Genomic DNA, 12493 nt, shown 5'->3' with positions numbered 1-12493 from the left:
TTCCCATGAGAAATATTCTTCTGAATGCGGCGTCGGCAGCGCTGTCTCTGTGCCTGCTACTGCCTGGCCTGGCCCGAAGCGAGGACATTGATATTTATGCCGGTGTGGATAGCAGCGGTGGCAAACCCAATGTTCTGTTCTTTCTAGACAACACGTCTAATTGGGCAGCCAACAATCAAGCCTGGAGCAAGGCGGGTGTCACCGCCAAGTGCAAAGCCATCACAGATGAGACCAAGCAAACTACCTGCCTCGGGTACGTGACGCAAATCTTTGGCGATTCCACCAGTCTAGTCCAGGGGCAAGTGCAACTACGCGCACTCAAACTCGTGCTCAATCAACTGGTATGCGCAACGGGAGCAAAGCTCAGCATCAACGCTGGTCTCATGATGTTCAATAGTCAGGGCGCTATTGACTCCAATAGCATCGTCGGCGGACTCATCCGCCGCCGGATTGCACCGCTGGATTCTAGTTATTGCGCAACATTTGTCGGCGATCTTGACACCATTGACTCGAAGGTCACCGCGAACGACTTTAAGGTTTCGTCATCTGCCGCTTACGGCGATGCGCTGTTTGAAGCTTTCAAATATTTTGGCGGCTGGACCAATCCCGCAGGCGCAGCAACGGCAACCGCAGGCGGTCCCACCGGAGCAACGGGATTTGGCCCTGTACGCTATTCAAATCCCAGTTCGCTGGAAGATCCGTTGGCCTTTACGGATGCTTCCAAAACCACTTACAAAAGCCCGCTGAGCGATGCAAATGTCTGTGGCAACAATTACATCATCTTGATCGGAAACACATGGCCCAATCAGGAGTACGAAACCGATCAAAACGGTTCACCACCCAAGAACCTAAACCTAAATACGCGTCTGAAAGATACCGTCGGTCCTCAGATTTATCCTGTGCCCCTGCCCAATAGCGATAAAAGCGATGTCCGGTTTGCAGACGAGTGGGCTAGGTTTCTCTACAAAACAGATGTCAGTCCCATAGATGGGCAGCAAAACGTCAAGATGTTTACTGTTGACGTTTACAACAGCAAACAAGAAACAAAACAAAGCGCTTTGCTGAAATCCATGGCCGACCAATCCGGCCCAGGTGGCTATTTTTCGGTCGGCGGTGACCTGTACGGCTTAATTCAGGCATTTACCGACATCCTGACCCAGATTGCTTCGGTGGACAGTGTGTTTGCCTCGGCCTCGCTGCCTGTGAGCGTGAATGCCCAGGGCACTTTCCTCAACCAAGTATTCATGGGCGTTTTCCGTCCGGATGCGAATGCCCAGCAGCGCTGGATGGGTAACCTCAAGCAATACAAATTTGCGCTGAGCGATAACTCCCTGAGTTTGGTGGATGCCGATGGCAAGCAAGCGGTGGATTCACAAAACACTGGTTTTCTGATGCCCTGTGCGCGTAGCTTTTGGACTACTGATAGCAATAGCTATTGGCAAACTATTACCGGCTTTAACCAAGACTCGGGCTGCACCACCAGTGGCAAGCCTTGGTCTGATAGTCCCGATGGGCCTTTGGTGGAGCGTGGGGGGGCTGCCCAGCGGCTTAGAGCCCTTGGATATAGCACGCGCAATCTTAAAACCTGCGCTGCTACAGGGTGCAGCAACCCTTTGACTGAATTTAGCTCCACGAATGTCACCATCAGCACTACGGATGGCACCCCTCCAGCCACTGCAGTCAACTGGGCTAGAGGGCAGAACACTGGTGACGGTTCCATCCAGGCTTCTTCTGGCACTATTACTTATACTGACTATGGATTGGGGAGTTCGGTGACCCGTCCAACTGTGCACGGAGCGGTGATTCACTCTCGCCCTCTGGCCGTCAACTACGGCACCAGCAGTAGCAATGATGTGGTGGTCTTCTATGGAGCAGATGATGGCACCTTGCGCGCCGTCAATGGTAATCAGGGAGGCACCGATGGCAATGAGCTGTGGGCCTTCATTGCACCGGAGCATTGGAACAAGCTGGATCGCGTGCGCACCAACAGCCCGCTGGTAAGCTATCCTAATGTCTCTCCCACACTGTCGCCTCCCCCAGCGCCTAAGAGCTACTTCTTTGATGGATCGATTGGTGGGTACCAGGAGCGCAGCAGCACGGGTGTGAGCAAGCTCTGGATTTATCCCACGATGCGGCGTGGAGGCTCCTCGGTATACGCTTTCAATGTCACCAACAAACCTTCCAGCACATCGCAGCCTAGCTTCATGTGGCGCTTCAGCGATGCCGATGACGTCCGCATGGGACAAAGTTGGTCTACGCCGACCATTATTCGCGTCAAAGGCTATGCCCAACCGCTTGTGATATTTGGGGCAGGGTACGACGCATGTGAAGACAGTGAAGACCCAGGCACTGCGTGCGCCACCATCGCCAAAGGCAAGGGCATAGTGGTGGCAGATGCCGAAAGTGGAAAGAGCAGCAATTTTCGCTTCATTGGCACCACGAATGGGCTGGACGACAGTGCTGGGCGCTTCGTGGCCGACATCGCGTCTGCGGACATCAACGGCGATGGATATGTGGACGTGTTCTATGCCGTGGATACGCGCGGCAATGTCTGGCGCATCAACACCAGTAATCCTGCAACCTTTGTGGGCTATGCCAGTGTGAATGACTGGAAGGTGGTGAAGATTGCAACAGTGAGCCAATGGGGGGAAAGCCTGACAGAGCGACGCAAGTTTATGTACGCGCCCAGTCTTGTGGTTTTGGGAACACAAATCACCGTACTGGTAGGCACTGGCGACCGTGAAAAACCCAGCGCTAACTCGAATGCAGCCCAAGTTTTGAACCGTTTCTATGGCATACGTGATGATGTCACCGTGGTGGATCAAAACAGCATTAACGTTGGTATTGGTTACGGCCTAGGTGCGACTGCACCCAGCCTCACCGGCTTCAAGGATGTGACCGGTGCAAGCTCTCTGGACCCCACGGTCATGGCTAGCTACAAGGGGTGGTTTTTGAACCTGTCGTCGACCACCACGCCTTACGAGCAGGTTGTGACCACGCCCGTCACTCTGGCAGGTGTGACCTACTTCAATACTTACCGTGCCAAGAGCATAGCTGCAAATATGTGCCGCAATCTCGGAACAGGCTATGCCTATCAGGTAGATTTCCAAACAGGTACTGCGCCTGGGGATAAATCCCTCACAACGCCATTCTTGACCGAAGGCATCCCTCCATCGCCCGTAGGGGGGCTGGTCGAGGTCGATGGCAAGAAGGTTCCTTTTCTTATCGGTGGTCCCGGAGCTACCCCTATCACACCGAGTAAGATTACCCCCAAGGTCAAGCCGGATCGGCATCCCAACTATCGCTATCGTCGGATCGATAACTGAACCATGCTAGGACATCCTTGAGCTTGTTTATGTCGAGGTGTCTTCAGCCAGCATCCGTTTGAGCGTAGCGTTCTTGGACTCGAGTTCGTGCAGGCGCTTTGCGTCTGTGTCCTGGATGCTCCCTACTTGGGTCGCTACTTGTAAAACGGGGCGTCGCTGAAGCCGCCTTGCCGACACAGTGCATTGACCGGCACTCTAGTCTAGGGGCAGTCAGGGTTTGTGAGCATCTCGTACACGGACAGCAATGGTTACAAAGTGGACAAAAAGAAGGAATTCCTGATCGGTGCACCGAACGCCAAAGGCTCGGGCATCGAGACCAGCAACACCCCCTCCACCATCAACGTGCCGCGCAAGCGCCGCTACTGGTTCGAGGAATCGGCCCGCTGAAGGCGCGCTGAGGGCCTGCCGGGGGCAGGCCCTGGCCTCACCACTGCCCGGCTTCCAGGCGGATGGCCACTTCGCAGTCGTCGAAGATTGCCAGCTTGGCCACCGTCACGCGCACGCCGCGCACGCCGGGCAAGGTCAGCAGGTTCTGCGCCAGCAGGCCGGTCAGGCGCTCCAGCAGGTCGGTGTGGCCCGCCGTGCAGGTGGCGATGATGGCCTCGCGCGCCAGCCGGTAGTCCAGCACCTCGGCAATGTCATCCCGCGCCGGCAGCAGGGGCTGCGTTCCCAGGTTCAGTTCGGCATCCACCCGGATCGGCTGGGCGGCCGTGCGCTCGTGGTCCAGGATGCCCAGGTGCGCGTTCAGGCGCAGCCCGGTGAGGAAGATCGTGCGTTGGCCGGTGGCAGCAGAGGACATGGTGCAGCAGGTGCCGCCCCGGCTGGCGTGCAGCCGCGGACAGCGTGGTGGTGAATCGAGGGGACGGGGGTGTCCATCGTCGCCCTGGACTGGTGTCGCATGCAGCTTGTGCGCCCGGGCTTTCGACTGCGACGACAATGCAGGGGTGATGACAGAACCCGCAATTTTAATGAGCGCCTTGCGTTCGCACATCGATCAGGCGATTGCCGAGGCCGGTGGCTGGCTGGGCTTTGACCGTTTCATGGCCCTGGCCCTGTACACCCCGGGGCTGGGCTATTACGCCAACGACACCGCCAAGTTCGGGGCCATGCCCGATTCCGGCAGCGATTTCGTGACCGCCCCCGAGCTGTCCCCCGTGTTTGGCCAACTGCTGGCCGCGCAGGTGGCCGAGGCCCTGGCCGCCACCGGCACGCGCGAGGTGTGGGAGTTCGGTGCCGGCACGGGCGCCCTGGCTCTGCAGGCGCTGGATGAACTGCAGCGCCTGGGCGTGGCCATCGAGCGCTACACCATCGTCGACCTGTCCGGCACGCTGCGTGCGCGCCAGCAGGCGCGCCTGGCGGCCCATGCGCCGACGGTGGTCTGGGCCGATGCCCTGCCTGCGCGGATGCAGGGCGTGGTGATCGGCAACGAGGTGCTGGATGCCATGCCCGTGCAGTTGCTGGCCCGTGTCGGCGGCGTGTGGCACGAGCGCGGCGTGGCACTGCAAGGCGAGGCCCTGGTCTGGGCCGACCGCCCCACCGACCTGCGCCCCCCGCTGGAGGTGGAGGGCGAGCACGATTACGAGACCGAAATCCACGCCCAGGGCGAGGCCTTCATCCGCACCCTGGGCGAGCGCCTGGAGCGCGGTGCCGCCTTCTTCATCGACTATGGTTTTGGCGAGTCGGAGTACTACCACCCGCAGCGCCACATGGGCACCACGGTCTGCCACTACCAGCACCAGGTGGACAGCGATCCGCTGGACAAGATCGGCCTCAAGGACATCACGGCCCACGTCAACTTCACCGGCACCGCCGTGGCGGCGCAGGAGGCCGGCCTGGAAGTGCTGGGCTACACCACCCAGGCGCATTTCCTCATCAACTGCGGGTTGCAGCAAAAACTGGAGCAGCTGACGCAGATCCAGCGCGTGCCCGCGCTCAAATTGATGATGGAGCATGAGATGGGCGAGCTGTTCAAGGTCATCGGCCTGTGCAAGGGCGTCGAGCCCTGGAACGCCCTGGGCTTTGTCCAGGGTGATCGCACCCACCGGCTCTGAGCCCCGCACCGGACGCTGCACATGATTCGCTGGATGCTGCTGATCTTTGTCCTGCTGGTGCTGCTCAACAGCGCCACCGGGGTGATCCGCAAGGTCGGCTTGGGCCGCCTGCCCGGGGACTTCACCTTCCGCCTGCTCGGGCGCGAGGTTTTCCTGCCCTGCGCCAGTGCCGTGCTGGTGACGGTGCTGCTGTTCAGCACCATCAAATTGCTGGCCTGGTTGTTCTGAAAAAGTGAGCTGCTGGCGCAGGCTGCGTCAGCGAAAAGCCGCTTTTTGTTCAAGCACCGCCCGGCCGAGGGACGTGCCTGACCGACTTGCAAAAGGCGGGCCCACCACCATGTGCAGGCTTTGAGAGTTCCTGGAGCCGCCATGACCACGCCCGAAGCCCTGCACATCGTCTGTCCCCACTGCCACAAGACCAACCGCGTGGCGGCCCAGCACCTGGGCCATGCCCCCGACTGCGGCAGCTGTCACCAGCAGCTGTTCACGGGGGAGCCCGTGGCGCTGGACGCCGACAGTTTTGCCAAGCACGTGGGACGCAGCCACATCCCGGTGGTGGTGGACTTCTGGGCGCCCTGGTGCGGTCCCTGCCGCATGATGGCGCCGGCCTTTGCCCAGGCCGCCCAGCAGCTGTCGCCCCAGGTGCGGCTGGTCAAGCTGGACACCGAGGCCCACTCCCAGGTGGCCGCACCCTACAACGTGCGCAGCATTCCCACCATGATCGTGTTCCAGAACGGCGTGGAAAAGGCCCGCATCTCCGGTGCCTTGCCTGCCGGCGAGATCGTGCGCTGGGTGCGCTCGGTGGTGGGCTGAGCGCCGCTCAGCAGCGCAGGTCTCGCAACGGGATGCGGGCTTGGTAGAGCGCTAGCTCGGCCTGGCCTTTTTGGTCGGCGCGGGCCTGCGCAACCTGGGCTTCCAGGCTGGGTAAGCGCAGGTCCAGCCATTCGCAGTGCAGCTTGTCGGTGGCGCTGAGTCGCATTCTGCGTCGGTCGACGGCCAGTGCTTCCGGTGACTTGCCGGTGATCGGACGTAGGGCTTCGGCAATTTGGCGATGGGTGATCTCGCGTTGCACATCGGGGTGGCGTTGTACTTTGCCGGTGGAGCGGTTGAGTCCTTGCGTCGGTGTGGTGTCGATCACCTGGGCACCGAGACAGGGTTCGTGGGAATAGCTGGTTTTGCCGTGGATGTCACAGCGGTAGACCTGCTGCGCCTGTACGTGGCAGGCGACCAGGCCCCACAGCGCCGCCATGGCGAGAGGTGTTGAACGCATGCACCGGATGGTAGGGGCTGCCTCCAGCTGACGCAGCCGCTCAGCGGGCGGGTGCTGCAGACAGCGCTTGCAAGGCCTGCACCAGCGCCTGGATGTCGGCATCGGTGGTGTGGGCGCTGACCGAGGCGCGCACCACGGCGCTCAAGTCGCGGGCCTGCATGTCCAGCGGGGTGAAGCCCATGCCGCTGGCGGCCACCTGAATGTGGCACTGCAGCAGTGCCTGCTGCACCTGGGCAGGGGTGTGGCCCTGCAGTGTGAACGGCACGATGCCGCAGTCGGCGGGGGCGGCAGCCAGGCTGTGCAGGCGCAGGCCCGGCACGTCCGCCAGGGCGCTGCGCAGTTGCCGGGCGCGCTCGGCGATGGCGGCAAAGCGCTGCGCCCAACCCTCGGCCTGGGCCGTGTCCAGCGCTGCCAGCAGGCCCAGCTTGAGGGCGACGGAGGATTCGGACTGCTCCAGCATCCGCGCATCCTGGCGCAGCACCGGGCCGGTGGGGGTGATGGGGCAGGACACATGGTCCACCGTCATGGGCTGCAGCCGGGCGGCAAAGCCCGGTTTCAGGTACACCAGCCCGGTGCCGCGCGGGCCACACAGCCATTTGCGGCCCGGGGCCGTAAGCACATCGCACTGCAGGGCCTGCACATCGACGGGGATGTGGCCCAGGGCCTGGGCCGCATCGATGATGTAGGGGATGCCATGGCGGGCGCACAGCTGGCCCAGGGCCTGGGCGTCATACACCGTGCTGCCGTTGGCCGGCACCCAGGTCAGCGCGATGAGCTGGACGCGTGCGTCCAGCCCGGCCTCCAGCGCCTCCAGGTCGATGTGGCCGTCCGCCGTGCAGGGCATGGTCTCCACCACGCAGCCGGTGCGGGCCTGCAGCTGCAGCAGCATCGCGTAGTTGCCACCCCATTCGCCCGGCGTGACCAGCACGCGGTCCCCGGCCTGCAGCGGCAGGGCGCCGACCACGGCACACCAGCCGTGGGTGTTGCCGGTGGTCAGCGCGATATCGGCCGGCTGGCAGTGCAGCAGCGCCGCAAGCTGGGCATAGAGCTGCTGCAGCTGGGGCTGGGCCTGCTGGGCGGCCACGTAGGAGCCCAGGGCCTGCTCGCGCTGCATGTAGTCGGTGACGGCCTGCAGCACGCGGTCCGGCATCAGTCCGCCGGCGGCTTGGTTGAAGTAGTGCATGGTGGGGAACAGAGGGGGCAGAGGCCCATGCTAGCGCGACCCGGCGACCCGGCGGCGCGCCAGGGGCCGGGGCCGTGCCCACAGGCGGCCAGACCCTTCGTGCATCGGCAAAGGGTTAGCAGCGCAGTGCGCGAAAACGCGCCTGGGCCTGTTCCAGCGCGGCCTGGGCGGCGGCCTTGTCGGCGGGCGCCGCACGGTGCAGCTTGCGCGCCAGCACGGGCAGCTGGGTGTCCAGGGCTGAACATTCCAGCTGGGCCGCATGGGGCAGCTGGCGCCGGCGCAAGGCAATCAACAGGTTTTCGGGCGACAGGCCCTGCATCTGGGCGGTGCCGGCGCTCACCCGCAGGGCCAGTGCACCCCCTGGCGGGGCGCCGTGCGCCACCAGGGGCTGGGCCATGGCGGCGGGCGTGGCCAGGGCCCAGACGGCCCAGGCCATCGCGTGGCCGACGCTGTGCCTTTGGCGTGGGATGGGCATGGCAGGCTGCACGGTGATGTCAAACCGCCCGCAGCTGGGCCAGCTCGGCATCGGTGAACACGCGCGAGCGGGTCAGGAAGGCCTTGCCCTCGGGACCTTCCAGCGACAGGGTGCCGCCGCCATGGCCGTCGATCACGTCGATGATGAGCTGGGTGTGTTGCCAGTACTCGAACTGCGAGGCGCTCATGTAGAACGGCAGGCCGCCGATCTCGCCCAGCTTTACATCGCCGGGGCCGATGGTCAGCTCGCCCTCGATGTAGCAGTTGGCAGCGCTGTTGTCGCAGCAGCCCCCGGATTGGTGAAAGAACAGCCGGGGGCCGTACTTGGTGCGCAGCACGTCGATCAGCTCCAGCGTGGCGGGCGTTGCAATGACGCGATCGACCATGGGGTGCTCCTGGTAAAAAAAGATAGCGCTATGCGAAGGCTGGATAAGAGCGGTCAGGCGATTTCATTCAAATCCTGCAGCGCCTGCAGTACCTGCCTCCACCGGGTGGAGCGTGCCGCCGGCCCACCGTGGGCCCTAGGGCCATGGCGGTGTGGCGGCCAAGGGGCGGTGGCATGGTGCGCGTTCCAGGTCCGGTTGAGAGTGGCTCACACGACCCAGGGTCGAGACGAGACATGAAGCCGCAGACAGTACGCCCGGTACGGCAAGGCGGAACCTCGATGTACCGAGGGTCATGTGAGCTGCTCTTAGAAGAAGCCCAGCTTGTGCTCGGAGTAGGACACCAGCAGGTTCTTGGTCTGCTGGTAGTGGTCCAGCATCTGCTTGTGGTTCTCACGCCCGATGCCCGACTCCTTGTAGCCCCCGAACGCCGCGTGCGCGGGGTAGTGGTGGTAGCAGTTGGTCCACACGCGCCCGGCCTTGATGGCGCGGCCCATGCGGTAGGCCACGTTGCCGTTGCGGCTCCAGACGCCGGCGCCCAGGCCATAGAGCGTGTCATTCGCCAGCGCCAGGGCTTCTTCCTCAGTCTTGAAGGTGGTCACGGCCAGCACGGGGCCGAAGATCTCCTCCTGGAAGATGCGCATCTTGTTGTGGCCCTTGAAGATGGTGGGCTGCACGTAGTAGCCGCCGGACAGGGCGCCGCCCAGCTGGGCCTGGGCGCCGCCGATCAGCACCTCGGCGCCTTCCTGCCGGCCCAGGTCCAGGTAGGACAGGATCTTGGTCAGCTGCTCCTTGCTGGCCTGGGCGCCCATCATGCTGCTGGGGTCCAGCGGGTCGGCGTGCTTGATGGCCGCCACGCGCTGGAGCACGCGTTCCATGAACTTCTCGTAGATCGACTCCTGGATCAGCGCGCGGCTGGGGCAGGTGCAGACCTCGCCCTGGTTGAAGGCGAACAGCACCAGGCCTTCGATGGCCTTGTCGAGGAAGCTGTCGTCCTTGTCCATCACGTCGGCAAAGAAGATGTTGGGCGACTTGCCACCCAGCTCCAGCGTGGCCGGGATCAGGCTGTTGGCTGCCGCCTGGGCGATCACGCGGCCGGTGCTGGTGGAGCCGGTGAAAGCGATCTTGGCAATGCGCTTGCTTTGCGCCAGCGGCATGCCGGCCTCGCGGCCGAAGCCGTTGACGATGTTCAGCACGCCGGGCGGCAGCAGGTCACCGACCAGGCCCATCAGCACCAGGATGGACACGGGCGTGGATTCGGCGGGCTTGAGCACCACGCAGTTGCCCGCGGCCAGCGCGGGCGCCAGCTTCCAGGCCGCCATCAGGATAGGGAAGTTCCAGGGGATGATCTGCCCGACCACGCCCAGCGGCTCGTGGAAGTGGTAGGCCACGGTCTCGTTGTCGATCTGGCTGATGCCGCCTTCCTGGGTGCGCACCGCGCCGGCAAAGTAGCGGAAGTGGTCGGCGGCCAGCGGAATGTCGGCGGCCAGCGTCTCGCGGATGGCCTTGCCGTTGTCGATGGTCTCCACATAGGCCAGCAACTCGCGGTGGGCATCGATGCGGTCGGCAATCTGCAGCAGGATGTTGCTGCGCTCGGTGGCCGAGGTCTTGCCCCAGGCATCGGCGGCGGCGTGGGCCGCGTCCAGGGCCTTTTCGATGTCGGCCGCCGTGCCGCGTGCCACGCGCGTGTAGACCTGGCCGGTGATCGGCGTGACCACATCGAAATACTCGCCACCGCTGGGCGGCACCCACTGGCCGCCGATGTAGTTGTCGTAGCGGTCTTGGTAGTGGTGCAGCGCACCGGATTGGCCGGGAAGGGCATAAGCCATGGCAAACCTCCAGAACAAAGGAAACGAGGGTGGGTGTGGGCCGACGGGGGCCCAACCGGCACATGTTCCTCTGTGTCCCTGTCCGGGTGTTTGGCGGTTTTCCCTGGGAAGCGCTGCCTCGGCGTCCCCGCCTACAGCACCTGGGCCACGGCCTGCTGGCGCGCGCTGGCCACGGCCTCGCCAATCGCCGGGCCCTTCAGCCCGCGCTGGGCGGCGGCCTGGGCGACGGGGGCGGTGTCCACGGCCAGGGCCGCGTCCAGCGCCGTCTGCAGGCGCTGGCGCTGGGGGTAGGGGCGGTCCTCGAAGCCGGTGCGGCCGCGGGCATCGCATTCGCAGGCCAGCAGGGCCTCGGCAAAGCGTGCGGGTTTGCGCAGGGCGTCGCAGCGCTCCAGCAGGCGCAGCACGGCCGCGGCGTTCAACTCCCCGCTGCGGTGGATGTTGCCGTGCTCGCGCGCCACCACGTCGGCCAGTTCCTTGCAATCGTTGGGCACGCGCCAGCGCGCGCACACGCCCTGCAGCAGCCGGGCGCTGCGCTGTTCGTGGCCGATGTGGCGCGGCAGCATCTCGGCCGGTGTGGTGCCCTTGCCGAAATCGTGGCACAGGCAGGCAAAGCGCACGCTCAGCGGCGATTGCAGCTGCGCGGCCATGTCCAGCACCAGCATGGCGTGCACGCCGCTGTCCACCTCGGGGTGGTATTCGGCGCGCTGGGGCACGCCCCACAGGCGGTCCAGCTCGGGCAGCAGCACGCGCAGGGCGCCGCAGGCGCGCAGCACCTCGAACATGCGCGAGGGCTGGGCTTCCATCAGCCCGCGGCTGATTTCCTGCCAGACGCGCTCGGGCACCAGGTGGTCGGCTTCGCCCGCGGCCACCATCTCGCGCATCAGCTGCAGGGTCTCGGGGGCCACATGGAAGTCGGTGAAGCGCGCGGCAAAGCGCGCCACGCGCAGGATGCGCACCGGGTCTTCGCGGAAGGCCTCGGTCACATGGCGCAGCACCCTGGCCTGCAGGTCGGCCTGACCGTGATAGGGGTCAAAAACGTCTTCAGCGCCCGTCCAGCCTGCGGGAGCTGCTATCGCATTGATGGTCAGGTCACGCCGCGCCAGGTCTTCTTCCAGCGTCACGTCGGGGGCGGTGTGGACCACAAAGCCGCGGTAGCCCATGCCGCTCTTGCGCTCGGTGCGCGCCAGGGCGTATTCCTCGTGGGTCTCGGGGTGCAGGAACACCGGGAAATCGCGCCCCACGGGCGTGAAGCCGCGCGCCGTCATGTCCTCGGGGGAGGCGCCCACGACCACCCAGTCGGTGTCGTGCACCGGGCGCTGCAACAGGCGGTCGCGCACCGCGCCGCCAACCATGTAAATCTTCATGCGGCCAAGTGTAGGGCCGCCGCCGTCCCCGACGCCCGGCAGCGTGCGATGCACCGCACCCGCCGAGGGACGGATTTTGTTTGTATAGTCGCCCCCTTCTTGCCCTGGGGTGCGCCATGTCCTTGCTTTCTTCCCTCACCATTGCCCAGTTGAACCCGGATGGCAGCGTGCCCGTGCCCGAGGCCCCGGACGCCCAGGCCCAGGCCGCCGCCGCGGCGCTGGAGCGCGAAGCGCAGCTGGAAACCCTGCAGGAACAAATGGAAGCACTGCAGGAGGTGCTGGCCAAGCCGCTCAAGGACATCCTGGCCGACCACGCGCACAGCCAGAAGACCGCCGCCGCCTGGGAGTCCTTTGGCGCCATGTGGATGCTGTCGCAGCGCGCCATGCGCCGCGTGGCCCTGGAGCTGGCCGCGCAGCAGGGTGTGAGCGAGGACGAGGTGGTGGCCCGGGCCCTGCGCTACGCCAACGCGGTGCTCAACACCGAGGACGAAGACCTGGGCGGCACCCTGGCCCCGGCCCAGCTGGCGCACATTGCGCGGCACAAGCCCATGCTGCGCAAGCAGTTCAAGTAGGCCTGGCCCGCCAGGGGGCACCGGTGCGCCGCCGGCGCGTT

At 64.4% G+C, this 12493-nt stretch carries 13 protein-coding genes; 6 read left to right on the top strand and 7 right to left on the bottom strand.

The annotated features are described in order from the left end of the window. Window positions 1–5 precede the first annotated feature (5 nt). Together KAQ61_RS13880 and KAQ61_RS13875 are read left to right on the top strand one after the other, a co-directional pair. Window positions 6–3326 (top strand): pilus assembly protein, encoded by a 3321-nt coding sequence (locus tag KAQ61_RS13880; RefSeq protein WP_210929554.1) that lies wholly within the window; start codon window positions 6–8, stop codon window positions 3324–3326. Window positions 3327–3545: 219 nt separating this feature from the next. After that, window positions 3546–3713, top strand: coding sequence for a hypothetical protein (locus KAQ61_RS13875; RefSeq protein WP_210929553.1), 168 nt, complete (start codon window positions 3546–3548; stop codon window positions 3711–3713). A gap of 37 nt (window positions 3714–3750) precedes the next feature. Here the strand turns inward: KAQ61_RS13875 and KAQ61_RS13870 are convergent, their stop codons facing one another. Further along, window positions 3751–4125, bottom strand: a complete 375-nt coding sequence (locus KAQ61_RS13870; RefSeq protein ID WP_210929552.1) for a dihydroneopterin aldolase — start codon at window positions 4123–4125, stop codon at window positions 3751–3753. Window positions 4126–4366: 241 nt separating this feature from the next. Here KAQ61_RS13870 and KAQ61_RS13865 point away from each other — a divergent pair, with 241 nt between their 5' ends. The 3 genes from KAQ61_RS13865 to trxC all read left to right on the top strand — a co-directional run bounded on the left by KAQ61_RS13865 (window position 4367) and on the right by trxC (window position 6190). Continuing rightward, entirely contained in the window at window positions 4367–5377 is a 1011-nt protein-coding gene (locus tag KAQ61_RS13865) for a class I SAM-dependent methyltransferase (protein ID WP_244983091.1), read from the top strand. Window positions 5378–5398: 21 nt separating this feature from the next. Further along, window positions 5399–5605, top strand: a complete 207-nt coding sequence (locus KAQ61_RS13860; RefSeq protein WP_042417995.1) for a DUF2905 family protein — start codon at window positions 5399–5401, stop codon at window positions 5603–5605. Window positions 5606–5746: 141 nt separating this feature from the next. Further along, complete coding sequence (gene trxC / locus KAQ61_RS13855; RefSeq protein ID WP_210929550.1) at window positions 5747–6190, top strand: thioredoxin TrxC; 444 nt, start codon at window positions 5747–5749, stop codon at window positions 6188–6190. 7 nt (window positions 6191–6197) lie between these two features. Here trxC and KAQ61_RS13850 read toward each other — a convergent pair whose 3' ends face one another. The 6 genes from KAQ61_RS13850 to KAQ61_RS13825 form a co-directional block, all read right to left on the bottom strand. Continuing rightward, a complete protein-coding gene (locus tag KAQ61_RS13850; protein WP_210929549.1) occupies window positions 6198–6647 on the bottom strand; it encodes a DUF4124 domain-containing protein in 450 nt (149 codons plus the stop codon). 40 nt (window positions 6648–6687) lie between these two features. Next, complete coding sequence (locus KAQ61_RS13845; RefSeq protein WP_210929548.1) at window positions 6688–7830, bottom strand: aminotransferase class V-fold PLP-dependent enzyme; 1143 nt, start codon at window positions 7828–7830, stop codon at window positions 6688–6690. Window positions 7831–7945: 115 nt separating this feature from the next. Next, the gene (locus KAQ61_RS13840) at window positions 7946–8305 is read right to left on the bottom strand and encodes a hypothetical protein (RefSeq protein ID WP_210929547.1); all 360 of its coding nucleotides are present in this window, start codon (window positions 8303–8305) and stop codon (window positions 7946–7948) included. Between the two features lie 19 nt (window positions 8306–8324). Next, window positions 8325–8690 (bottom strand): DUF779 domain-containing protein, encoded by a 366-nt coding sequence (locus tag KAQ61_RS13835; RefSeq protein ID WP_183302830.1) that lies wholly within the window; start codon window positions 8688–8690, stop codon window positions 8325–8327. 305 nt (window positions 8691–8995) lie between these two features. After that, window positions 8996–10516 (bottom strand): acetaldehyde dehydrogenase ExaC, encoded by a 1521-nt coding sequence (exaC, locus tag KAQ61_RS13830; RefSeq protein ID WP_043383123.1) that lies wholly within the window; start codon window positions 10514–10516, stop codon window positions 8996–8998. A gap of 131 nt (window positions 10517–10647) precedes the next feature. After that, window positions 10648–11880: a multifunctional CCA addition/repair protein gene (locus tag KAQ61_RS13825; protein WP_210929546.1), complete on the bottom strand. Its 1233-nt coding sequence runs from the start codon at window positions 11878–11880 to the stop codon at window positions 10648–10650. A gap of 116 nt (window positions 11881–11996) precedes the next feature. Here KAQ61_RS13825 and KAQ61_RS13820 point away from each other — a divergent pair, with 116 nt between their 5' ends. Then, a complete protein-coding gene (locus KAQ61_RS13820; protein WP_210929545.1) occupies window positions 11997–12452 on the top strand; it encodes a hypothetical protein in 456 nt (151 codons plus the stop codon). The last annotated feature ends 41 nt before the right edge of the window (window positions 12453–12493 follow it).

It is taken from the genome of Comamonas aquatica (assembly GCF_018064205.1).
GTDB classification, from domain to species: domain Bacteria; phylum Pseudomonadota; class Gammaproteobacteria; order Burkholderiales; family Burkholderiaceae_C; genus Comamonas; species Comamonas aquatica.
The sequence above is the reverse complement of the archived record's forward strand: the minus strand, read 5'-3'. Positions and strand labels throughout refer to the sequence as shown.

What these genes read in the sequence shown, in the direction of transcription:
- KAQ61_RS13880 (WP_210929554.1), top strand. Translation starts at nt 6, where the DNA reads ATGAGAAATATTCTTCTGAATGCGGCGTCGGCAGCGCTGTCTCTGTGC.
- KAQ61_RS13870 (WP_210929552.1), bottom strand. Translation starts at nt 4,125, where the DNA reads ATGTCCTCTGCTGCCACCGGCCAACGCACGATCTTCCTCACCGGGCTG.
- KAQ61_RS13865 (WP_244983091.1), top strand. Translation starts at nt 4,367, where the DNA reads ATGGCCCTGGCCCTGTACACCCCGGGGCTGGGCTATTACGCCAACGAC.
- KAQ61_RS13860 (WP_042417995.1), top strand. Translation starts at nt 5,399, where the DNA reads ATGATTCGCTGGATGCTGCTGATCTTTGTCCTGCTGGTGCTGCTCAAC.
- trxC (WP_210929550.1), top strand. Translation starts at nt 5,747, where the DNA reads ATGACCACGCCCGAAGCCCTGCACATCGTCTGTCCCCACTGCCACAAG.
- KAQ61_RS13850 (WP_210929549.1), bottom strand. Translation starts at nt 6,647, where the DNA reads ATGCGTTCAACACCTCTCGCCATGGCGGCGCTGTGGGGCCTGGTCGCC.
- KAQ61_RS13845 (WP_210929548.1), bottom strand. Translation starts at nt 7,830, where the DNA reads ATGCACTACTTCAACCAAGCCGCCGGCGGACTGATGCCGGACCGCGTG.
- KAQ61_RS13840 (WP_210929547.1), bottom strand. Translation starts at nt 8,305, where the DNA reads ATGCCCATCCCACGCCAAAGGCACAGCGTCGGCCACGCGATGGCCTGG.
- KAQ61_RS13835 (WP_183302830.1), bottom strand. Translation starts at nt 8,690, where the DNA reads ATGGTCGATCGCGTCATTGCAACGCCCGCCACGCTGGAGCTGATCGAC.
- exaC (WP_043383123.1), bottom strand. Translation starts at nt 10,516, where the DNA reads ATGGCTTATGCCCTTCCCGGCCAATCCGGTGCGCTGCACCACTACCAA.
- KAQ61_RS13825 (WP_210929546.1), bottom strand. Translation starts at nt 11,880, where the DNA reads ATGAAGATTTACATGGTTGGCGGCGCGGTGCGCGACCGCCTGTTGCAG.
- KAQ61_RS13820 (WP_210929545.1), top strand. Translation starts at nt 11,997, where the DNA reads ATGTCCTTGCTTTCTTCCCTCACCATTGCCCAGTTGAACCCGGATGGC.